General features: G+C 67.3%; 18 protein-coding genes and 1 tRNA gene. 7 read left to right on the plus strand and 12 right to left on the minus strand.

Annotated elements, in window-relative coordinates:
• Positions 1-46 precede the first annotated feature (46 nt).
• Positions 47-1,609 (plus strand): methionine--tRNA ligase, encoded by a 1,563-nt coding sequence (gene metG, locus NA3_RS17885; protein WP_062964771.1) that lies wholly within the window; start codon positions 47-49, stop codon positions 1,607-1,609.
• Between the two features lie 17 nt (positions 1,610-1,626).
• Positions 1,627-2,274: a TetR/AcrR family transcriptional regulator gene (locus NA3_RS17890; RefSeq protein WP_062964772.1), complete on the plus strand. Its 648-nt coding sequence runs from the start codon at positions 1,627-1,629 to the stop codon at positions 2,272-2,274.
• A 48-nt stretch (positions 2,275-2,322) separates the two neighbouring features.
• On the opposite strand, the gene rsmI is transcribed toward NA3_RS17890, so the two are convergent.
• On the minus strand, positions 2,323-3,165 hold the full coding sequence (gene rsmI / locus NA3_RS17895) for a 16S rRNA (cytidine(1402)-2'-O)-methyltransferase (RefSeq protein WP_062964773.1): 843 nt from the start codon (positions 3,163-3,165) through the stop codon (positions 2,323-2,325).
• 174 nt (positions 3,166-3,339) lie between these two features.
• Between rsmI and NA3_RS17900 the strand changes: the two genes are divergently transcribed.
• Positions 3,340-4,926 (plus strand): dolichyl-phosphate-mannose--protein mannosyltransferase, encoded by a 1,587-nt coding sequence (locus tag NA3_RS17900; protein ID WP_062964774.1) that lies wholly within the window; start codon positions 3,340-3,342, stop codon positions 4,924-4,926.
• A gap of 12 nt (positions 4,927-4,938) precedes the next feature.
• Here NA3_RS17900 and NA3_RS17905 read toward each other — a convergent pair whose 3' ends face one another.
• Complete coding sequence (locus NA3_RS17905) at positions 4,939-5,304, minus strand: GntR family transcriptional regulator (RefSeq protein ID WP_062964775.1); 366 nt, start codon at positions 5,302-5,304, stop codon at positions 4,939-4,941.
• A 6-nt stretch (positions 5,305-5,310) separates the two neighbouring features.
• Positions 5,311-6,537, minus strand: a complete 1,227-nt coding sequence (gene arcA / locus NA3_RS17910) for an arginine deiminase (RefSeq protein WP_062964972.1) — start codon at positions 6,535-6,537, stop codon at positions 5,311-5,313.
• A 148-nt stretch (positions 6,538-6,685) separates the two neighbouring features.
• On the opposite strand from arcA, the gene soxR (NA3_RS17915) reads away from it, so the two are divergent.
• The gene (soxR, locus tag NA3_RS17915; RefSeq protein WP_084491653.1) at positions 6,686-7,264 is read left to right on the plus strand and encodes a redox-sensitive transcriptional activator SoxR; all 579 of its coding nucleotides are present in this window, start codon (positions 6,686-6,688) and stop codon (positions 7,262-7,264) included.
• 7 nt (positions 7,265-7,271) lie between these two features.
• Here the strand turns inward: soxR (NA3_RS17915) and NA3_RS17920 are convergent, their stop codons facing one another.
• The 6 genes from NA3_RS17920 to NA3_RS17945 form a co-directional block, all read right to left on the minus strand.
• Positions 7,272-8,168, minus strand: coding sequence for an SDR family oxidoreductase (locus NA3_RS17920; RefSeq protein ID WP_062964776.1), 897 nt, complete (start codon positions 8,166-8,168; stop codon positions 7,272-7,274).
• A gap of 84 nt (positions 8,169-8,252) precedes the next feature.
• Complete coding sequence (locus tag NA3_RS17925; RefSeq protein WP_062964777.1) at positions 8,253-9,380, minus strand: glycosyltransferase; 1,128 nt, start codon at positions 9,378-9,380, stop codon at positions 8,253-8,255.
• 91 nt (positions 9,381-9,471) lie between these two features.
• On the minus strand, positions 9,472-10,533 hold the full coding sequence (locus NA3_RS17930; RefSeq protein WP_062964778.1) for a GAF domain-containing protein: 1,062 nt from the start codon (positions 10,531-10,533) through the stop codon (positions 9,472-9,474).
• Positions 10,534-10,542: 9 nt separating this feature from the next.
• Positions 10,543-12,357: a putative bifunctional diguanylate cyclase/phosphodiesterase gene (locus tag NA3_RS17935; protein WP_062964973.1), complete on the minus strand. Its 1,815-nt coding sequence runs from the start codon at positions 12,355-12,357 to the stop codon at positions 10,543-10,545.
• 555 nt (positions 12,358-12,912) lie between these two features.
• Positions 12,913-13,344: an effector binding domain-containing protein gene (locus tag NA3_RS17940; RefSeq protein WP_062964779.1), complete on the minus strand. Its 432-nt coding sequence runs from the start codon at positions 13,342-13,344 to the stop codon at positions 12,913-12,915.
• Complete coding sequence (locus tag NA3_RS17945; RefSeq protein ID WP_062964780.1) at positions 13,341-13,784, minus strand: GyrI-like domain-containing protein; 444 nt, start codon at positions 13,782-13,784, stop codon at positions 13,341-13,343. Before NA3_RS17945 ends, NA3_RS17940 begins: the two co-directional genes overlap by 4 nt.
• 382 nt (positions 13,785-14,166) lie before the next feature.
• On the opposite strand from NA3_RS17945, the gene NA3_RS17950 reads away from it, so the two are divergent.
• Entirely contained in the window at positions 14,167-14,946 is a 780-nt protein-coding gene (locus tag NA3_RS17950) for a uracil-DNA glycosylase (RefSeq protein ID WP_084491654.1), read from the plus strand.
• An 89-nt stretch (positions 14,947-15,035) separates the two neighbouring features.
• Positions 15,036-15,108 (plus strand) — tRNA-Ala (locus NA3_RS17955).
• 157 nt (positions 15,109-15,265) lie between these two features.
• On the opposite strand, the gene NA3_RS17960 is transcribed toward NA3_RS17955, so the two are convergent.
• The 3 genes from NA3_RS17960 to soxR (NA3_RS17970) all read right to left on the minus strand — a co-directional run bounded on the left by NA3_RS17960 (position 15,266) and on the right by soxR (NA3_RS17970) (position 21,174).
• A complete protein-coding gene (locus NA3_RS17960; RefSeq protein ID WP_062964975.1) occupies positions 15,266-17,668 on the minus strand; it encodes a serine/threonine-protein kinase in 2,403 nt (800 codons plus the stop codon).
• Positions 17,669-17,879: 211 nt separating this feature from the next.
• Entirely contained in the window at positions 17,880-20,345 is a 2,466-nt protein-coding gene (locus NA3_RS17965; protein ID WP_062964781.1) for an FHA domain-containing protein, read from the minus strand.
• Positions 20,346-20,718: 373 nt separating this feature from the next.
• Positions 20,719-21,174 (minus strand): redox-sensitive transcriptional activator SoxR, encoded by a 456-nt coding sequence (soxR, locus tag NA3_RS17970; protein ID WP_062964976.1) that lies wholly within the window; start codon positions 21,172-21,174, stop codon positions 20,719-20,721.
• A gap of 91 nt (positions 21,175-21,265) precedes the next feature.
• Here soxR (NA3_RS17970) and NA3_RS39275 point away from each other — a divergent pair, with 91 nt between their 5' ends.
• Entirely contained in the window at positions 21,266-21,487 is a 222-nt protein-coding gene (locus NA3_RS39275) for an NADPH-dependent FMN reductase (protein ID WP_218021843.1), read from the plus strand.
• Positions 21,488-21,501 lie beyond the last annotated feature (14 nt).

The raw sequence follows: 21,501 nt of genomic DNA on the forward strand, positions 1-21,501 counted from the left end.
ATATCGACGCGAGGGATTATCGGCGGCGGATTAGAGTGGACACACCATGAGCGCACCCGAACGCACGTCACCGGCCTTCTACATCACAACGGCGATCGCCTACCCCAACGGCGCGCCGCATATCGGCCATGCCTACGAGTACATCTCCACCGATACGCTTGCCCGGTTCAAGCGACTCGACGGCTACGACGTGTTCTTCATGACCGGCACCGACGAGCACGGCCAGAAGGTGCAACAGGCCGCGCGCGCCGCCGGCGTCTCCGTGGAGGAATACGCCGCGCGCAATTCGGATGTGTTCGAACGCATGGACAAGGCGCTCGACATTTCCTACGACCGGTTCATCCGCACCACCGACGAGGATCATCTCGCCGCCAGCATCGCGATCTGGGAGCGTATGCAGGCCAACGGCGATATCTACCTCGACACCTATTCGGGCTGGTACTCGGTGCGCGACGAGGCCTTCTACACCGAAGAGGAGACCACGGTCACCGAGGACGGGACGCGCCTGGCGACCGAAACCCGGACCCCGGTGGAATGGACCGAGGAGTCGAACTACTTCTTCCGATTGTCGAAATATCAGGACCGGCTGCTCGAACTCTACGAGACCACACCGGATTTCATCCTGCCCGCCACCCGGCGCAACGAAATCGTCAGCTACGTGAAGGCGGGTCTGAAGGATCTGTCGATTTCGCGCACCACCTTCGACTGGGGTGTGCCGGTGCCCGGCGATCCGGCGCATGTGATGTACGTGTGGGTGGACGCGCTCACCAACTATCTGACCGGTGTCGGATTCCCGGATACCGATTCGGCCGCCTTCCAACGGTTCTGGCCGGCGAATGTGCACATCATCGGCAAGGACATCACCCGGTTCCACACCGTCTACTGGCCGGCCTTCCTGATGTCGGCGGGTATCGAATTGCCGAAACGAGTTTTCGTGCACGGCTTCTTGTTCAACAAGGGCGAGAAGATGTCGAAATCGGTCGGCAACGTGGTGGACCCGCTGGCGTTGGTCGACCAGTACGGTCTCGACGCGGTGCGGTTCTTCCTGCTGCGTGAGATCTCCTACGGCCAGGACGGCTCCTACAGCCACGACGCCATCGTCGGGCGGATCAACACCGATCTGGCCAACGAATACGGCAATCTCGTGCAGCGCAGCCTGAAGATGGTGGCGCGCGATTTCGATTCCGCCGTCCCGACTCCCGGCGAATTCACCGAGGCCGACCGGGAACTGCTCGATCGCGCGAACGGCCTGCTGGAGCGCTGCCGCGACGAATTCGACGGGCAGCAAATACATCTGGCGCTCGAGGCGATCTGGCTGACCCTCGGCGAGACGAACAAGTACTTCTCCGCACAGCAGCCGTGGGCGCTGGCCAAATCGGGTACGCCCGAGGACGTGGCCCGCGAGGCGACGGTGCTGTACGTGACCCTCGAGGTACTGCGGATCGTGTCGATCCTGGTGCAGCCGGTGATTCCGGGTTCGGCCGGGCGGATTCTCGACCAGCTCGGCCAGACCGCGCGTACCTTCGCCGATCTCGCCACGCCGATCGAGGCCGGACTGGCCCTACCCGCGCCGGAGCCGGTGTTCCCGAAGTACATCGAACCGAAGTAGGCGACCGGAGCCGGGTTATGGATGCGGAATTCGCCGAGCGCCACCGCAGCGTTCGCGCCCAGGCGCTCGGCACCCCTCGGGGCCGGCTCATCGGCGCGATGGTCGAATGTGTCGGCGCCCGAGGCTTTTCCACGGTCACGCTGACCGATATCGTCGGCCGCGCCCATGTCTCACGCAGCACCTTCTACGAACACTTCGGCAACAAGGAACACTGCTTCATCGAGGCGGTGCACACCGGAGTGGAGATCATCCGCACCCGGATCGCGGACGAGCTGGCGCATCTGCCCGAGGACGCCGATCCGCGGCAGCGCATCGCCACCATGATCAGCACATTCTGTTCGGTGGTGGCGGCCGAACCGGATTTCGCGCGGCTCATCCTCGTGGAATCGCTGCTCGTCGGCGATGCGACCGCGGAGTTCCGCGATCTCGCGGTGGACCGCTTCGCGACGCTGTACCGCAATTTCCACGATCAGGCGCGCGCCGCCGATCCCGCGATCCCGGAACTGCCGGACGAGGTGATCGCCCTGGTCCCCGACGCCATCGGCGAACGCACGCGGCGAGTGCTGATCCGCGAGGGCGCGCATCGAGTGCCCGACATGGCGCCCACCTTCATCGAATTCGCGAATACGGTGCTGGGACTGGCGCCGGTCGTCGCGCGCGTGTAAGCGCGCCGGCGCGGTGGGCTCCCCGGCCCGGCGAGCGGATCTGCGCTACTACGCGCGGGCGGCCAGGACCGCGTCGTAGAGTTCGCGGCGCGACACTCCGCCCGCGCGCGCGGCGACCTGTGCGCACGCATCCTTGAGACGGATCCCGTCGGCGACCAGCTCCTCCACCTCGTCCACCAGATCGACCGGATCGGCCGAAATCGGTTGCGCGCCTTCGACCACCACCGTGATCTCCCCGCGCGCACCCTCGACGGCCCATGCCGCCAGCTCACCGAGTCCGCCGCGCACGACCTCCTCGTAGGTCTTGGTCAGCTCCCGGCACACAGCGGCCCGGCGTTCGGGGCCGAGGACCTCGGCGGCATCGGCCAGACAGTCGGCGAGCCGGTGTGGGGCCTCGAAGAACACCACCGCGCGCGGCTCGGTGACCAGGGTCGCCAGCCACTGCTTGCGCTGCCCGGACTTGCGCGGGGCGAAGCCGTCGAAGCAGAACCGTTCCATCGGCAGTCCGGACAGGGCCAGCGCGGTGGTGACGGCCGAGGGGCCGGGCAGACAGGTCACCGGCAGGTCCCGGTCGATACACGCCGCCACCATCCGGTAGCCGGGGTCGCTGACCGAGGGCATCCCCGCATCGGTGACCAGCAGGACGGTCCGACCGGATTCGATCTCGTCCAGCAGCAGCGGAATTCGCGCGGCCTCGACGTGATCGTAGAAGCTCACCACCCGCCCGGTGATCTCCACCTCGAGCGCCTTGGCCAGTGCACGGGTCCGGCGGGTGTCCTCGGCGGCCACGACGTCCGCGTTCGCCAGGGCGTCGCGCAACCGCTGCGACGCATCACCGATATCGCCCATCGGCGTCGCCGCCAGCACCAACCGCCCGCCGTGCTCGCCCATCGCCGTCCTTTCCACCGCCGGCCGACCCATCCGGACCGGCCGCCGCCGCGCATCCGCGCCCGGTCCGGGCAAACGCTACCCCTGGGCCGGGACCGCGCCCGAGTCCGCAGGTGCGCCCTGCGGGTCGGCTCACCGCCGCGCAGCCCACCGCCGCACACCGCATACGATCGGAGCGTGACCCAGCTGACCGATACGCGACCGGCGATCGGCGCGGGCCCGGCCTTGTCCAGTCCGGCGCCGCTGCGCCCCGCACCCGATTTCGGACCGACCGACCGGGCCCGGGGCTGGCTGGTCACGATATTCCTGACGGCGGTCGCCGCGGTCACCCGGTTCACCATGCTGAACTACCCGACCGACGCCGGCACTCCGGTCTTCGACGAGAAGCACTACGCGCCACAGGCGTGGCAGATGCTCACCGGAGGCGGGGTCGAGGACAACCCGGCCTACGGGCTGGTGGTCCATCCGCCGGTCGGTAAGCAGATGATCGCCCTGGGCGAAGCGATATTCGGCTACACCAGCTGGGGCTGGCGCTTCGCCGCGGCGATCTTCGGATCGATACTGGTCCTGCTGGTCATCCGGATCACCCGGCGGATGACCCGCTCCACGCTGATCGGCGCGATCGCGGGTGTGCTGCTGATCGCCGACGGCCTGACCTTCGTCTCCTCGCGCATCGGCATGCTCGACATCTTCCAGGCGGTCTTCGTCGTCGGCGCCTTCGGCTGCCTGATCGTCGATCGCGACGAGATGCGAGCCCGCCTCGCCCGGGCCGACGCCGAGGGGCGAATAGCATTCAGCGCCTTCGGCCCGCGACTGGGGGTGCGATGGTGGCGGTTCGGGGCGGGTCTGCTGCTGGGCTTGTCGTGCGGGACCAAATGGTCGGGCATGTATTTCATCCTGTTCTTCGGGCTGATGACGGTGTGCTTCGATGTGGCCGCGCGCAAGGCCTACGGGGTGCCACGCCCCTGGGCCGGTACGGTGGTCCGCGATATCGGGCCCGCCGTCTACGCGCTGGTGGTGATTCCGCTGCTGGTGTATCTGGCTTCCTACTGGGGCTGGTTCGCCAGCGAGGACGGCTACGACCGCTATTCGGTGGGCAATGCCGTGGGCACCGGCGGCACCTGGTCGTGGGTTCCGGACGCGTTGCGTTCGCTGTGGCACAACCAGGCCGAATCACTGAAATTCCATCAGAGCCTCACCAATTCGGCCGGCAACCATCACCCGTGGGAATCCAAGCCGTGGTCGTGGCCGATGGGCCTGCGCCCGATGCTGTACTACTACGCCGACAACGGTGTGACCGGATGCGGTCAGCCGGTCTGTGTGAAGGCCGTGATGCTGATCGGCACGCCGGCGATGTGGTGGTTGTCGCTGCCGATGCTCGCCTGGGCGCTGTGGCGCACCGCGACCCGCCGCGACTGGCGGTACGCGGCGATGCTGGTCGGCTACGGCGCCGGGCTGCTGCCGTGGTTCGCGGACCTGGACCGGCAGATGTACTACTTCTACGCGGTCCCGATGGCGCCGTTCCTGGTGATGGGTCTGGCCCTGACGCTCGGCGACATCTTGGGCCCGGCGCCGCTCGTGCGGGCCCGGTCGGGGCGATGGTTCGCCCTGGCCGGCGAACGCCGGAGTCTCGGGCTACTCCTGGTGTGCCTGTATCTGGGTCTGGTGATCGCCAACTTCATCTGGCTGTGGCCCATTCTCACCGCCCTGCCGATCACGCCGTCCAACTGGCACGACCACCTCTGGCTGCCCAGCTGGCGCTGAGGTTCGATCCGGCTACGGGGTCTCGCCCAGCGCGGCCCGCACGTAGCGCAGCGCCGCCTCGTCGTCGAGACCCAATCGGCGTACCACGGCGACGTATTCGGTGGCCGCACGCCCGGCCGCGTCGCGCGTCGGATCACCCGAGGAGGCGATGAACGACCCGAGCCGGCCCCGGGTCTCGAGCACACCGTCCTGTTCGAGTTCGCGGTACGCGCGCGCGACGGTGTTCGGCGCCAAGCCGAGCTGCCCGGCGAGCGCGCGCACGGTCGGAATCTTGGTGCCGGCGGTCAGTTCGCCGGATTGCACCCGGGCGACGATGCCCAGCCGCAGTTGTTCGTACGGCGGCACCGTCGATTGATGGTCGACCGGGATATCCAGCATCGGCTTTCACACCTCGTCACGCGACAGCGGGCACGACAGGCAGCGGGGCCCGCCCCGGCCGGAACCCAGTTCGGATCCCGGAATGGTCAGCACCTCGATGCCCGCGTCGGCCAGCCGTGTGTTCGTATTCTCGTTGCGTTCATAGGCCACCACGACCCCGGGCGCCAGCGCGAGGGTGTTGTTGCCGTCGTCCCACTGTTCCCGTTCGGCGGTCACTCCGTCCAGCCCGGTGTCGATGACCCGGAGTTTGTCGATGCCCATCGCCTCGGCCGCGGCGGGCAGGAACGGATCCGGCCCGCTCATCCGCACCGAATCGCCGTCGACCCGAATGGTGAACGCGCGCAACGAATTCTGCACACCGGGGTACATCACCACCGCATCGCGGTCGACCATGGTGCACACCGTGTCCAGGTGCATGGTGGCCCGGTTCTGCGCGATCGGCACGACCAGCACCGTATGGGCCAGCGCATCGTCGAAGAGGCTGCGCGCCAAGGCTTCCGCACCCGCCGGCGAGGTGCGCTCCCCCACTCCGATCGCGACCACACCGGGCGAAAGCAGCAGGACGTCACCGCCTTCCATCGGCGCGGTATGCGATTCGTAGGCCCGGCGCACGCCGAGGAAGCGCGGATGGAACGCGTACACCAGATCGGTGAGCGAGGTCTCGCGGGCGCGGGCCGGCAGCGCCAGGGAGGTGATGGCCACCTTGGGCCCCACCCAGAACGACGAATCGCGGGTGAACAGCAGATTCGGCAGCGGATCGATGACGAAATCGGTGCCGTGGTGCATGCGCCGCACCAGGGAGGCGGCATCGGGTTCGAACGGCAATTCGTCGAAGGTCATGCCGGCCATGAGGATTCGCGCCAGATCCGGCGCGGGCACCGCGCGCAGATACGTCTTGAGATCCTCGGCCAGGGCGTAACCGATGCGGCGGGCGTCGACGGCCGCGGTGATGCCCATACTGCGACCGGCGCCGCTGACCGCGAGCGTCTCGGTGAGCAGATCGGCGAGCAGCAGCACCTCGACGCCGCGCCCGCGCAGCACGTCGGCGAAGATCTCGTGCTCCTGCTGGGCTCGCTCCACCCAGGGGATGGCGTCGAACAACAGTTGATCGTTGTTGCGCGGCGTGAGTCGGCGCAGCTCATCGCCCGGGCGATGCAGCAGTACCGCGCGCAGCGTCCCGACCTCGGTCGTCACGGAAAACGGTCGCGCCGGGGGCACAGCCTCTGGTCCCATATCCCGACCGTAATGGGCCGCCGCCGGGTTGGCACGGAATTGTTCGCCGACCGGGCCGGATCCGGTGCCCGGCGAGATCGGCCCGCTGTGCGGCGGCGAAGTTCCCGGTTCTCTCCCGGTCACCAAAAACCTAAAGTATCGTTGAGGTATGCAGCATACGACGTGGCAAGCCAAGGAGCTCACCCCCGGCCAACTGTCGGAACGCAGCGGCGTCGCGGTCTCGGCACTGCATTTCTACGAACGCGAGGGCCTGATCGCCAGCCGCCGCACGAGCGGAAACCAGCGCAGGTATTCCCGCGAAACTCTGCGCCGGGTGGCATTCATCCGGATCTCGCAGCGCGTCGGAATTCCGCTCAGCGAAATTCGCAAGGCTCTCGACACCCTACCGGAGGGGCGCACCCCCAATCGCAAGGATTGGGAACGATTGTCGGTAACGTGGCGCGCCGACCTCGATCAGCGCATCGAACAGCTCACCCGGCTGCGCAACAGCCTCACCGACTGCATCGGCTGCGGCTGCCTGTCCCTGGGCAGCTGCCGCATCGTCAACTATCACGATCGGCTCGGCAACGAGGGGCCGGGCGCACGCACGCTGGATGTGAGCATCGACTGCACGCGGGACGACGGCTGCGAGGAGCCGGCGGGCCGGGAAGAAATCACCCCGGCGGGCCGGGAAGAAATCACAGCGGACGCCGACGTGGCGGGGTGCGCCGAGAAGATGTGCGGGTGAATCCCGTTCAGCGCAGGAAGCGGTTGAACTGGTCGTTGGCGCGGCGCATCGTGAACTCGTAGGGCCAGGCGAACTTTCGCGCCCACCAATAGCCGAAGCGCACATCGAACGAGGTGTAGACCAGGAAGCGATTCTTCTCGATACCGCGGAAGATGGCACGCGCGGCCTGGTCGGGCGAGGCGGCGTGCGACTGGAAACGCTTCACATACCGCTGGATTCGCGGATCGTCGCGGTCCACACCGGCGATCTCGACGGTCTGCACCAGATGGGTGTTCACCGCGCCCGGCACCACCAGATGCACCGTGATCCCGTGCCGGGCCAGATCGAAGCGCAGCACCTCCGATACGCCGCGCAACCCGTATTTGCTGGCGCTGTAGGCCGCGTGCCAGGGAAGTGCCAGCAGCCCCGCCGCCGAGGACACGTTGACCAGCGCCCCGCCGCGACCGGCCCGCACCATCTCCGGCACGAAGCTCTCGATGACATGGATCGGGCCCATCAGGTTCACGTCGACCATCGAGCGCCAGTGCCGGTGCTCGAGATTCTCGACGGTGCCCCAGGCCGAGATGCCGGCCACGTTCATCACCACGTCCAGGCTGCCGTGCCGATCGTGCACGTCCCGGGCGAACGCGGCGACCGCCTCGTAATCGCTGATGTCGAGAGCCCGCGACTCCAGGACCTTGCCGCCGGTGCGCCCGATCTCCTCGACGGTGTCCGCCAGTCCGGCGGCATCGATATCGGTCAGGACGAGTTCGGCTCCCTGTGCGGCGGCGGCGATCGCCGTCGCCCTGCCGATTCCGCTGGCCGCGCCGGTGACCAGAGTCTTCTTGCCGCTCACGGACTTCAAGCGATCACGCACGCCGTTCCTCGAATGCTCTGCGGTGTGATGTCGGTGCTGGGCCGGCATCCGGACTGACTATCTCCGTCGCCCTGGAGCATACGTGTTCTCCGACACACCGCATCCGTACCGGGCCGCACGGGCACGTCACGACTACGACAATTCACGCAATACCGACAGCATCCCGGCGACCGCGACCGGCCACGGGAATTGTTCGGCCCGCGAACGCGCCGCGCGCCGCCGCTGCGCAGCCGGACGGGCCAGCACATCGGTGACCGCCTCGGCGAAGGCCGACGGGTGGTCGGCGGCCACGGCCCCGCATTCGGCGGTCACGATATCGGCCAGCGCCGAGGAACGGCTGGCCACCACCGGGGTGCCGGCGGCCAGTGCCTCGAGCGCCGCCAGCCCGAAGGTTTCGTGCGGCCCGGGTGCGAGCGAGATATCCGCACTGGCCAGCAGGGTCGCCAAATGTGTTCGGTCGTCGATGAATCCGGCGAAATGCACGCCCGGACGCCCGTCGGGCAGCGCCGCCACGCCGCGCGCCTGCCGGACCAGCGCGTCGCGGCGCGGCCCGTCCCCGGCGACCACCAGACGCACGTTGACCCCGCCCCGGCGCAGCTGATCCACGGCCTCGATACTGCGATCGACCCGCTTCTCCACCGACAGCCGCCCGCAGTGCACCACCAGATGCGATCCGCCGAGCCGCGCGCGCAAGGCCCGATCGTGACGATGCGGCGCGAACAGCTCCAGATCCACACCCAACGGGACGAGCGCGACATTCGGGGCATCGATCCGGTCGAATTCGGCGCGGGCGAAGGCGGTCGTGCAGACCACCATGTCGTAGTCGGCCGCGGTGCGACGATTGGCGACGTCGGCGGCCCGCCGTGCGACCGAGGTGGGCAGCACCTGACCGAGCAACCGGTCGAGGCGCTCGTGCGAGATCATCACCGACGCGATATCCCGGCGGCGGGCCCAACGCCCGAAGCCGCGCAGCGTCAGCCGGTCCGACACCTCGAGCGCATCCGGCGCCAGCCCGGCCAGCAGATCCGCGACTCGACGGGGATCGGCGGCGCGATATCCGCCCGTCCACGGAATTCCCAACGCCGGCACGGTCATCCGCACGACACCGTTGGGCAGGACCTCCTCGCTCCGGCGCGCGCCCGGCACGATCAGCACCACCTCGTGCCCGGCCGCCACGTATCCGGCACCGAGATGATGCAGTGCGGTGCGAAGCCCGCCCGAACGCGGCCCGTAGAAGTTCGCCAGCTGAGCGATGCGCACGCGCCGATCGTCCCCGCTCCGCGAACCGGCGGGACGAACACGGGATGAACCTTCGCGAAAGCCTGAACCAATGCCGCGTCCGCCGGTCCGCTCAGCCGGCGGGTACGACCCGGATCATGCCGTGCGCGCGCTCCGAACCGAGCCTCGACAATTCCGCCCGCACCACGATCCAGTCCGAGTGCTCGAATCGGATGCGGAAGACGAGTTTCCTTGCCGGCGCGTCGATGTCGCCGGCGAATACGGCCGCGAACGCCGCCCGGTAGTCCCGCTGATCATCCGGGTGCACGAGCGGCCGTTCGGTGCCCCAGCGTTCCAGCGGCGGTGGCGGCGGACTGGCCCACTCGTACACCAGCCCCAACCTCAATTCGACGAATCCGACGCCGGCATCGGCCGCCCGCGACACCGCCCGGGTGATCGCCAGATCGGTATCCGGGCGCGGTGGGCTGACATCGGTGATCTCGTGCAGGAGCGCGCGGGTGACGTGCGCGGTGCGGGTGGAGGAGGCCACATGGGGGTCCTCACGATGCACCCGGATCACCAGCTGGAAGTTGCGCACGATCTCGTCGTCACCACGAATCGCCAGCTCACCCTGCCAGCGCCCGACCGGGTCGGTGCCCGCCACCACCGCGGTGTAGGCCATCCGCTCGTCGAAGCGCACCATCCGCCCGAACACCTCCGGCGGCGTGCGCACCACCCGCACATGTTCGCGGGCACGGGCGAAGGCGAGTTCCTCCAGTCCCGGGCCGTGATGGGCGAGTTCGGTATCGGAATCCCAGTCCCAGGCCGCGACCGCGCGCCGCGGGGGCGGTTGCTGCCCCTCGGCACCGACCCACAACTGCACCCCGTGCACCGCCCCGAACGAGCAGAAGACCGGCACCGCGATCGCGGTCCAGCCGCCCTCGGACACCACGATCCGGCCGTCGGCCGCCGGCTCCGCACCAGGGCCGGACGCTGCGGCGGGGACGGCCACTGCGGCGGTATCGACGGCCGCGGCCGCCAGCGCGGAGGCACCTGCCCCGAGCGAGCGCCCGGCGCGCGAGAGATTCGTCCATTCCCGGGCTCGCGGCCCGTCGGCGACGATGGTCGGGCCATTTTCGGGCGCGAGCGTTTCCACCAGCAGCCATGGCGAACCCACGGATTCGGCGCCTGCCATACCGGGGAATCAGATCCGATGCGCCCCACGGGAAACCCGCGGGAGTTCGAGGTCGAGCGGAATCCGCCCCTCCGCCAGATGCGGTTCGGCCTCGTCGGCGGGCATCGGCCGCGCGATGAGGAAGCCCTGTGCCCGGTAGCAGCCCAGGCCGACCAGGGTGCGAGCGGCCACCGCCGTCTCCACGCCTTCGCCGACAACTCCGAGACCGAACGAACCAGCAAGTCCCACAATGGATTTCACGATCGCCAGATCGTCGGTGCTGGCGCCGAGCCGCTGCACGAAACCGCGGTCGATCTTCACCGCGTCCACCGGCAGGGCCTTGAGATGCGAGAGCGAACTGTAGCCGGTGCCGAAATCGTCGATCGCGATCTGCACGCCCATGCGCTTGAGTCCGCGCAAGGTCACCTGGGTGCGGGTCAGATCCGAGACCACGACGTGTTCGGTGATCTCCAGGCACACCGAACTACCGTCGATTCCGTGCCGGCGCAGCACATCCTCGACGCATTCCACGAAGTCCAGGCTCACCAACTGCACCGGCGAGACGTTGATCCGGATCACCACGTTCGAGGCCAGCCCGGCACGCCGCCACTTCGCGAATTGGGACAGAGCCGTGCGCAATACCCAGCGACCGAGTTCGCCGGCCAGATTCGTCGCCTCGGCCACTCCGACGAACGCACCGGGCGGCAGCAGTCCGCGGGTGGGATGCTGCCAGCGCACCAACGCCTCCAGCGCCACGATGCGCCCGGTCCGCAGATCCACCTCGGGCTGATAGTGCAGCAGCAGGGAACCGTCCGAGACGGCGCCGCGCAGATTCAACTCGACATCGTCCTGCAGTTCGAACTGCGCGCGCATGGCATCGGTGAACACCGCCACCCCGTTGCCCCCGCCGGATTTCGCCGACAGCAGCGCGTGGTCCGCCCGGCGCAACAGATCCGCGACCGTGGTCTCTCCCGGCATGCCCAGTGCCACACCGACGCTCGCGCCGCGACTCACCGTTTCCCCGCCGACCGACACCCGGCGGGTGATCAACTGCTGGATCCGGGTCGCCTCGAGTTCGGCCGCGACCGAGTCCACGGGCTTGGCCGGCACGATGACGAATTCGTCGCCACCCAGCCGCGCGATCATGTCGTTCGGATCGAGATGTTCCTTGAGCCGCGACGACAGCGTGCGGATGAAATTGTCACCGGCGGTATGCCCGAGAAAATCGTTGAGCGCCTTGAGCCGATCGAGGTCGAGGAAGAATGCGGCAACCGGTCCCGAACTACCCGGACGCAGCCGCTCCTCCATATGTTCGAGCAGGGCGCGCCGGTTGGCCAGGCCGGTGAGGTCGTCGTGCAGGGCGATGTAGCGCAACCGTTCCTCGGCCACCACCCTGGCCTGCAATTGCGCCAGCAGCGCCGCGATCGCCTTCAGGACGTTGATCTCCCGGGTGCTCCACTCCCGGTCGCCCCTTTTCATGAATCCGAGTAATCCGGTCGGCTCACCGCGCGACATCAGCGGAACCGTCGCGGTCGTCACGTCGGTCAATCCGGAACGGCGAATCGTCTCCTGATAGTCGGAGAATTCCGGGGTGGGGCGCGCGACCATCGGTTCGGTGGCGTGTTCGACGGCTCGGAACACCGAATCGGCCTGTTCGAAATACACCACACGCAGCGGGTCGGGGTCGGGCACGTCCTGGCGCGGCGGCCATTCGGCGACCAGCACCGTGGCCCGTCGTTCCCGGTCGGTATGGCGGACGAAACTGAAATCGACGTCGAAGTAGTCGACCAGTTTGGCCAGCACTCGTTCGGTCGCCGCCACCATCGTCGTGGCGTCGACACCCATCAACTCCGCGGCGACCTGGGTCACCAACGAGTCGAGCGTTCGCCGAGGCACCTTGTCTCCGATCGCGCTATCCACGGCATGTCAAGGGAAGGACGTCCACGCCCCGAGCGTCGATGAATCCGCCCTGAACCGACGCTAGTGTATCGACGTATTGCGATGAAATCGCGGCGAGTTCGCGGAGAGGTGCGGCGGAGAATTCGCCGAAGCCCGGAACGAGGCCCGTACGGCGGGGTCGCACAGGGTGGTCAGCAGCCATATCGTCGCAGCGCCTCCGGTGCGACATCCAGCCCAGTCATACGGTTCCTACTCTGTTGCTGCGCGGCGCGGCGCGATCTTTCGGCCACCTCCGCTCGGCATGCGCTACCGCCGGTGTCGGGTATGGCCACCTAGGGAAGTATCCGTCATCCCTCCGAAATTGACCAGACGTCCGGCAAATCTTCCGGAACCTGAGCGTGGCTCACGGTATCGAACCAGGTCATCCAGTCGGTGTCCTACACCACACAGAACAAAAAGACCGCCCGGTTCACATTTGGTTACCTGTTGGCAACCAAAAAATTACACCAGAATCGAGATGAACAACTCGAGCTGGTGGGGACCACGCCACACTTCGATCTCCTCGCGATAAGCGCGGGTGATCTCGGCCGACGCGGTGGCGTCATCGACCTGAGCCCAGACATCCTCGACCGGATCGTGATAATCACCGTTGGGTTCGAATCGGGCATATACGCCCTTCGGGACGCGAATCATCACATCGCCCACCGGCACCTCTTTGGGCGCTTGATATTCGTAGCTGACCAGAACGTTGTAATTTCCGGCCGGGTCGGGCACGTACACGGTGTAGAGCGGGCCACCGATCTCGCGATCACGCAGCCGATCACGCAGGAATTCGATCAGCTCGCTGTTGCTGACCTTGAAACTCGGCCGGACCCGCGGCACCACCAGGCCGCCGTAGATGGCCGCGTCGCGGACCACGATCGAATACGTCATCGGGGGTCTACCGCCAGGTACAGATCAATCTTGTACGCGTGCGGATAGCATTCGAAATCCCCGGTGAAGGTGCGTTTGATCTGATTGTGTTCCTCGGCGTATCCGATCTGGGTCCACAGGTCGGTCATGATCTGCGGGAAATTGCCGACAGCGGAGAAACGCGCATAGGCGCCGGCGGGCAGACGGGACACGATATGCCCGCGGGTCACCCGGTCGAACGAGGTGCATTCGTAGCCGACGATCTGGGTGTTGAACGTGCCGAGATCGGGCGCGTAATCGGTATACGAGCAGGCCAGCGGGCCGCCCAGTTCCTGATGCAGGACTGCGGCCCAGGCGGCCTCGAGATCACGGTCGCGCAGCTCTCCGAGGGCACGTTTCGGACTGCGCACAGGTAGCCCGGCGACCCACGTCTCGTCCCGCTCGACGATTTCGAACTGCATGCAAGAACTCTCTCGATGTGATCGCGTTGGACCGCGCAACCGGTGCTGCGGCGGACCGTCCGGCTGGAAACGCCATGCTATCAACATCGAAAGCTACGGACCTGCACGTCTGTTGCCGGGACAGCTGAGCATCCGACCGGTCCGGTACCAGCGACCTGTCGGCTTTTCGACCGACAGCGGCCCCCAGCCAGGGAATCGGCGATTCTCGTCGCCGCCGCGAACACCTCGCGCCGGACCGAACGAATCGCCCACATGCCACGAATCGGCAGATACCGGACGGCACACCAGAGGTCGCAAACCGTCAGTTAACGGCAGCGGCAGGTATGACACGACCACCGCCGAACGGGCAGACTCGCAGGGGCACCAACCGAACGGAGGACCGATGGTGCGCAGCACCAGCCACAACGAACCACCGAACACCGCCGAGTACCCCGACCTCGACGCCATGGATGCGGCGCTGACCGACTGCCGCGCCTGCCCGCGACTGGTCGCCTGGCGCGAGCAGGTCGCCCGCGAGAAGCGGGCCGCCTTCCGCGACGAGACCTACTGGGGCCGTCCGGTCACCGGTTTCGGCCCCGCCGACGCGGCCATGCTGCTGGTCGGCCTCGCTCCCGCCGCCCACGGCGGAAACCGCACCGGCCGCATGTTCACCGGCGACCGCAGCGGCGACGTGCTCTTCGCCTCCCTCTACGCCATCGGCGCCGCCACCCAGCCCACCGCCACCCGCCGCGACGACGGGCTCCGACTGCTCGGCACCCGCGTCACCTCCCCCGTGCACTGCGCGCCCCCGGACAACAAACCCACCATCGACGAACGCGACCGCTGCCGGCACTGGCTGATCAACGAACTCGAATTACTGGCTCCCACAGTCCGTTCCGTCGTGGTCCTCGGCGCCTGGGGCTGGCAGGCGCTCATGCCCGCCCTCACCGCGGCCGGCTGGCAGGTCCCCCGCCCCCGGCCCAAGTTCGGTCACGGCGTCCACTACTCGATCGACCCCGCCCGCCCCGGCCGCCACCGCCTCGACCTGTTCGGCAGCTACCACGTCAGCCAGCAGAACACCTTCACCGGCCGCCTCACCCCCGCCATGCTCAATGCGGTCCTCAGCGACGCCGCCACCACCGCCGGCCTCCACCTCACCCCGCCCGCCCCCGAACCCACCTGACCCCGCGTTTCCCCACTTCAACCAGCCGATTCGGAATCTCCCACCCCCACCTGCTAAAGTTCTCCTCCGTTGGCCCGGAAACGAGCCACGGGGCTATGGCGCAGTTGGTAGCGCGTCTCGTTCGCATCGAGAAGGTCAGGGGTTCGATTCCCCTTAGCTCCACTCATCTTGCAGGTCAGGGCGGGTTTCTTCCGCCCGAATACCTACCTCGTTGGTCGGATCTTCCGACAAAGTTCCAACTAATTCGCCGCGCGTGGAGCGTCAGAACTGTCCGCTGACTGCTCGGTCCAGCGCATCCGCGGCTGCCTATCCGTGGAACTCATAGCCGACCGGCAGCCTCCTGATGTCCAGGATCCACCACTCGCTCCAGTGCGCGCAGATCGGCCTCGAGCGCCCGGAACAGCACGTAGGCGACCACGAAGGCGACGATGGACCCCACGCACAACACCCGCACCGCGACGATGATCTTCGGAGTATCGCTCAGCGGCAGGAATGTCACCCCGGCCACCGCCAGCAGTGGCACCGACGCCGCCACCGCGAGATATCCGTTGCAGCGGCGATCGAGCCGGCGCAGCTGTACCGCATCCTCGTGGCCGATGTCGCCGTGCCGGAGAAACAGCGGGTAGACGCAGCGGACCATGTAGAACGTCACCAGGAAGAACGGATACGCCACCGCCATCGCGCCGCACACCAGCAGCCCGCCCAAGAAGTGCACGATCGCCTGTCCGGTGAGCTCGTGGGTCGCGAAGTGCAGCACGAGCGGGAACAGAATCGCCGCCAGGCTCCAGAGCGAGAACGCCACCACCACACACCGATCACCGAACAGCAGGGCATCGGATCTGGCTCGGGCGAGTATCCGGGAGTCATACTCGCGTCCGCGCCGCAGACCGCGCGGAACGGTGAGTAGATAGCGCGACAAGTACAGCACGGTCACGACGCCCACCGGGAAGAAGACCGCGTTCACCGTGCTGGTGAAAATCCACCATGTCTGCTGGGCGGGCACACTCATCCGGTCGATGATCAGGGTTCGATTGTGCAGCGTGTTGTACACGGCCGCAAGCACATTCGGGACGCCGAAGGCCAGCACCACCAGCGGCACCAGCCACCTCCGCGCCCGGAAACGCCAGCTCGTGGGTGCCGGATCCACCAGTTCGCGGGCCCGCGCGTCCAGGCACAGTTCGAACTGCTGGGCCAGCTCGTTGCCGTTGGACCAGCGCTTGTCACGCGTGGGCGCCAGGCAGGTCAGCAACACCCTGCACAGTGCCGCCGGACAATCGGGCGGAACCCGTTGCAGCGCAACCGAATCCACACCAGCACGACGACGTGCGAGCATCGCCCCCAGCGCGGCGGAGTCGCTGCGCTCACCCGCGGTGCTGTCGTCGAACGGCTTGGCACCGGTCAGCAGCTCCCACAGCACCACACCCAGCGAGTAGATGTCGGAACGGGTATCCAGATCGTCGGCGGAACGGCGGTAGCCGGGATGGCAGGCCTCCAACTGTTCCGGCGACATGTACGACAGCGACCCACCGAAGTACGCCACCGGATTGGCGCCGGCCACCTCGCGGCTGAAACTGATGTTGAAATCGGCGAGTTTCGGCACCGCCTCCGCGGTGAGCAGCACGTTCGCCGGTTTGACGTCGCGATGCAGCACGCCGTGCTCGTCGGCGTAGGCCAGCGCCTCGGCGAGCCGGCGGCCCAGCCAGGCCACGGTTTCCGGCCACGACAGCGCCGCGATCTCGGCGCGCACGCTGGAATCGGTCGGGCGGATCTCACCCTTCTCCTCCATCGCGGCGTCGACCGCGGCCAGCAGCAACCGACCGCTGCGCTGGTCGGCAGGGGTGGACCGGACCCGGCGCAACACACCCAGCAGAGTGCCACCGGGCAGAAACTGCATGTACAGCAGCCGCAGCCGGCGGCTGCGGGCATCGCCGTGCGGGTCCGGTTCGCCCAGCAGCCGCTGGTCGAAGACCCGGACGATGTAGTCGTGGTCGAGCTGGGCCAGCGTCTGCGGTTCGGTGCCGCGGTCGGCGGAGATCTTCACCGCCACCAGCCGCTGCAACGAGCGCTGCCGGGCCAGGAACACCCGCGCGAAGGCTCCACTCCCCAGCCCGGTGAGCAGATCGAAATCATCGATGCAATCGCCTACCCGGATGCTGTCCAGCCGAGCGACCTGCGATCCCGTCGTCTCCTGTTCGGCGAACATGTCGCCCGTGGTGCGGGTGCCTTCGGGGGAAACCATGGTCGAGGCGATGGCAGTCGGGTCCACACCGGCGCGTTGCGTGCTGCGATCCTCGTCGTCGGCATTGAGCAACTCGCTCAGCTCGGGCGCTTGCGCGGGATATTCGCGCAGATATTCGCGCGGATCGACCCGCTCGCCGCTGTGCCGGCGGATCACGAACTCCTCATAGACCAGGCTGGCCGGAATGCGGTCCGGCGACAGCTCGGCGAATTCCGCGCAGTAGTTCCGCAGCCGCTTGCGGGGCGGCTCGAGTCCGCCGGACGGCGTGAGCGCGGGCCGGCGCAGCCAGCGCTGGCGCAGGTCGACGCGGATCAGTTCGATCAACGCGTCCAAGCGCAAGGTCTCTGCGTCGGGCAGGTAATCGCTGATGGCCGGGGCCGGGGCAGCCGATTCCCACGCGGCTGCGAAGGCGGCCACCGCGCCGGATTCGAGTCCGGCCGTTGATCGTCCGAAGCCGCGGTCCGAGCCGGAGCCGTCGGTCATATCCGCTCCTGTCGAATCCGAACCGTATCCTGGCCGGTCGGTGAAGCGATGGATGCAGTCCGCCACACCCAACACCATCATCCCCGAGAGGCGGTCCGATCGAGGAGAAATCGCACGGCTGCATCCGGTCGCCCCCGGGGCGCCGAGCCTTCTTTGACTACGTCGATCCGGACGACGTCTTCGACGTCGTGCCGTAATCGGTTTGTCGGCGTCAAATCCGCGCGGGGCGGGCGCCGCGCCGCCGTGGACGCAGCTGATACAGCCGGTATCCGGCCAGCGCGAGGAAGACGGCCCCCAGGCCTGCGACGACCCCCATGTCGAGCAGCCACGTGCCCAGGGCATGTCGCCACAGCGGGTCGGGTGCGCCCTTGTGCGGGGACAGGGTGTCCAGGTCGAGGGTGGCCGCTGCCGCGGCGTAGCCCCAGCGGGACGGCGACAGGTAGGACAGCTGTTCCAGAACAGGGGTGCCGGGCAGCCGTACCAAACCGCCGGTGAACACCAGTTGCGCCATGGACAGCACAATCAGCAGTGGCAGCGTCTTCTCCGAGGTGTTGACCGACACCGAGACCAGCAAGCCCAACGCCAGCGAGGCGATGCCGAGCATCGCCATCGCCAGGATCAACTCCAGCGGGACCGAGGTGAATACGCCTTTCGCCGGCATGCTCACCCCGATGGTGCCGATCAAGAACAGCACCGCCGTCTGCAGGATGGTGATCACGCCCAAGACCAGGAGCTTCGACATCAGATAGACCCCTGCGGACAGTCCGGCCGCGCGTTCTCTGCGATAGATCGTCTGCTCCTTGACGATCTCGCGAATCGAGTTGCCGGTGCCGATGAAACAAGCACCGAATGCCAAGATCATGAGCTTGGTGGGGGCATCGGTGTTGGTTCCGGGCGCCCCGGCGAAACCCTCGCCCGACGGCACCGCGGCGATCAAGCCACCGAGAATCAGCGGCATCACGCCGAGCAGCACCAGGTAACTTCGGTCCGAGGCGATGACCGCCAGGTATCGCCGGCACACCGTACTGAGCTGGCTGAGCTTGGACTGCGACGCGGGCGGGGGTGCCGGTGCGTGTACGTCCGCCGGGCCGACATCGTCGGTCGGGCCGACCTCCACGTACTGCTCGAAGCGTGGCGATTCCCGGAATTCGGCAGCCCAGTCGCGGTCCTCCTCGCGGTCGAAGGACTGGAACACCTCGGCCCAACTGCGCTGCCCGAACTGCTGCAACCCCTCCGCGGGCGGTCCGTAATAGGCCAGCCGACCGCCGGGTACCAGCACGAGGAGGCGGTCGCAGGAATCGAGGTTCGCGACACTATGGGTGACGACGATCACGGTGCGCCCGTCGTGGGCCAGTTCGGACAGCATGTCCATGACCGTCTTGTCCAGGCCCGGGTCGAGGCCGGAGGTCGGCTCGTCGAGGAACAGCAGGGACGGTTTGGTCAGCAACTCCAGCGCGACGCTCACCCGTTTGCGCTGACCACCGGAGAGCCTATCGATGCGGGTGTCGGCATGCCGGGCCAGGCCGAGCTCGGCGAGGACCTCATCGACCCGCTGCTCGCGCTCCTCGGGGCGCGTGTCACCCGGGAAGCGGAGTTCGGCCGCGTACAGGAGCGCGCGCCGCGTCGGAAGTTGGCTGTGCAGGATGTCTTCTTGCGGAACCAGTCCGATGCGGTGGCGGAGTTCGTCGTAGTCGGTGTAGAGGTCGCGTCCGTCGTAACGAACCGTCCCCTCTGTCGCCGGACGCAACCCGGTCACCGCGCCGAGCAACGTCGATTTGCCCGCTCCACTGGGTCCGATGACCCCGACGAGCGAGCGCTGCGGAATCGGGAAGCTCACCTCGTCGAGGAGAACCTTGCCCTCCGGTGTCCGCACGATGAGGTTCTGCACCGAGACCGACACGTCACCGGTGTCGACGTACTCCCGCAGTTCGTCGCCGACCAGCCGGTAGGTGGTATGCCCCATGCCGATCAAGTCGGATTCGGACAGGTCCGCCGAATCGACCCGGGCGCCGTTGACGTAGGTGCCGTTGTGGCTGTCGAGGTCGACGACCCGATACCGGCCTGCGCCGGTCTTTCGCAGTTCGGCGTGATGACGGGAGACCATGAGGTCGGGCACGACGATGTCGTTGTCGGAGGCCCGCCCGATCCGGAGTGTGTCCGAGACGATCGGGACGACCGCGCTGGGGTGAGCCGCGGGAGGCGACGACCGCGCGACCCGCCGGGGGCGGCCCCCCGGATGGACCGTCGTCACCGTGGCTTCATCATCGAGCTGGTAGCCGGGATCGGGGACGAGCATCGTGTCGCCGCCGATATCGCCGGACGACTCGCGGCCGTGCTGTCCTTTTCGCCCCTCCACCGAACAGGCCAACTGCTCGCCGTTCACGGCATGACCGAGCTGGAACGTCTCGTCATGGTCGATCAGCATCCGATCGACGCGCTGACCGTCGAAAAAGGTGCCGTTGAGGCTGTGCGCGTCCTCGATTTCCCAACCGTCCGACCCGCGCTCCAAGACGGCGTGCACGGAAGATACCCGCGGATCGGTCACCACGATGTCGGCCGCCAGATCGCGGCCGACATTGTATGAACCTCCCGCGTGCAGCCGATAGACGCGCTCTCGCGTCTGCACCACCAGAACGGGGGCCTCGGGAAATTCTGTGGAGGACTGATCATCCGCCATAACGGGAGTATACGACTTGAAACGTCCTGCCGCCGCAAAAGCCGGCCACCGGGAATTCCCTGGCAGTGTCCGCTCTGCTCCATTTTCGCGCCGCCCTAACCCGCGCTGACCAGCGAGAACGACCTGCGAGTGGAGAGCCGGCACGACCCGGCAGCCGCTGACGAGGCAGTGCAGCCGCTGCACCGACACCCGACCGAACCAGCCGCGGAATTCACCGTGACGGGATCGGTAATACCAATTCGATCGAACCCGGACAGAATGTCGAAGCTGAATATTCCCATTGATTCATAGCGCCCGAATTCCGACACATCCCATCTTTTTCCCACAGCCGTGACCGTGTTCGGGGCCGGCATTCCTGCGAGACAGCGACGCCTCAGTTGTCGAAGAGCCGCCGCGGGCCCGAACCCTCTTTGCCGAGTTCGTCGTTCGGATTGACGAGTGCGCATTGCTGGAACGACAGGCAGCCGCAGCCGATGCATTCGGAGAACCGATCGCGCATCCGCTCCAGCCGCGCGATTCTGGAGTTGATGTCCTCGGCCCAGCAATCGGACGCCCTGGCCCAGAACTCCTGGCCCGGTATTTCACCGGGTGGCAGCAATGCGAGGACCTTGCCGATCACCGACAAGGGAATGCCCAGATGGTGTGAGGCGCGGATGAAGGCAACCTGCCGCAACGTCGCACGGGTATAGCGACGCTGATTCCCGGTGGTGCGACGACTGTGGATGAGCCCCTGCCGCTCGTAGAACCGCAACGCCGAGGCCGGAACGCCACTGCGTTCGGCCAGTTCGCCGATCGTCACTTCGGCGACTTCAGGAGACGGCGGTGTCACGCGGACCACACTACCTTGACTTGAACTCGTGTTTAAGTTCGAGGCTTTTCCTGTGTTCGCATCCGAAAGTCCACCGACCCTCGCCGCGATCGTGGGCAGCACCCGCACGGGTCGATTCGGCCCGACAGTCGCCAACCGGTTCGTCGAACACGCCGAGCAGCGTGCGGGAATCACCGTCGATGTCATCGACCTCGCGGAATCGCCTCTGCCTGAACGGCGGCCAGTGACGCCGCCGCCGCGAAGTCGACCGATCAAACCCTTCTTCGGCCGAGCGCTGGAAGTCGCTCGATCCGAGCACCCCTATGCCGCCTGAACCGCCCCCCGACC

It is taken from the genome of Nocardia africana NBRC 100379, from assembly GCF_001612635.1.
GTDB lineage: Bacteria > Actinomycetota > Actinomycetes > Mycobacteriales > Mycobacteriaceae > Nocardia > Nocardia africana.

What these genes read in the sequence shown, in the direction of transcription:
- NA3_RS17965 (WP_062964781.1), bottom strand. Translation starts at nt 20,345, where the DNA reads ATGGCGGATGATCAGTCCTCCACAGAATTTCCCGAGGCCCCCGTTCTG.
- NA3_RS17935 (WP_062964973.1), bottom strand. Translation starts at nt 12,357, where the DNA reads ATGGGTGTCGACGCCACGACGATGGTGGCGGCGACCGAACGAGTGCTG.
- NA3_RS17940 (WP_062964779.1), bottom strand. Translation starts at nt 13,344, where the DNA reads ATGACGTATTCGATCGTGGTCCGCGACGCGGCCATCTACGGCGGCCTG.
- NA3_RS17950 (WP_084491654.1), top strand. Translation starts at nt 14,167, where the DNA reads ATGGTGCGCAGCACCAGCCACAACGAACCACCGAACACCGCCGAGTAC.
- NA3_RS17905 (WP_062964775.1), bottom strand. Translation starts at nt 5,304, where the DNA reads ATGCTGGATATCCCGGTCGACCATCAATCGACGGTGCCGCCGTACGAA.
- NA3_RS17920 (WP_062964776.1), bottom strand. Translation starts at nt 8,168, where the DNA reads ATGCCGGCCCAGCACCGACATCACACCGCAGAGCATTCGAGGAACGGC.
- rsmI (WP_062964773.1), bottom strand. Translation starts at nt 3,165, where the DNA reads ATGGGCGAGCACGGCGGGCGGTTGGTGCTGGCGGCGACGCCGATGGGC.
- metG (WP_062964771.1), top strand. Translation starts at nt 47, where the DNA reads ATGAGCGCACCCGAACGCACGTCACCGGCCTTCTACATCACAACGGCG.
- arcA (WP_062964972.1), bottom strand. Translation starts at nt 6,537, where the DNA reads ATGGGACCAGAGGCTGTGCCCCCGGCGCGACCGTTTTCCGTGACGACC.
- NA3_RS17930 (WP_062964778.1), bottom strand. Translation starts at nt 10,533, where the DNA reads ATGGCAGGCGCCGAATCCGTGGGTTCGCCATGGCTGCTGGTGGAAACG.
- NA3_RS17890 (WP_062964772.1), top strand. Translation starts at nt 1,627, where the DNA reads ATGGATGCGGAATTCGCCGAGCGCCACCGCAGCGTTCGCGCCCAGGCG.
- NA3_RS17960 (WP_062964975.1), bottom strand. Translation starts at nt 17,668, where the DNA reads ATGACCGACGGCTCCGGCTCGGACCGCGGCTTCGGACGATCAACGGCC.
- soxR (WP_084491653.1), top strand. Translation starts at nt 6,686, where the DNA reads ATGCAGCATACGACGTGGCAAGCCAAGGAGCTCACCCCCGGCCAACTG.
- NA3_RS17945 (WP_062964780.1), bottom strand. Translation starts at nt 13,784, where the DNA reads ATGCAGTTCGAAATCGTCGAGCGGGACGAGACGTGGGTCGCCGGGCTA.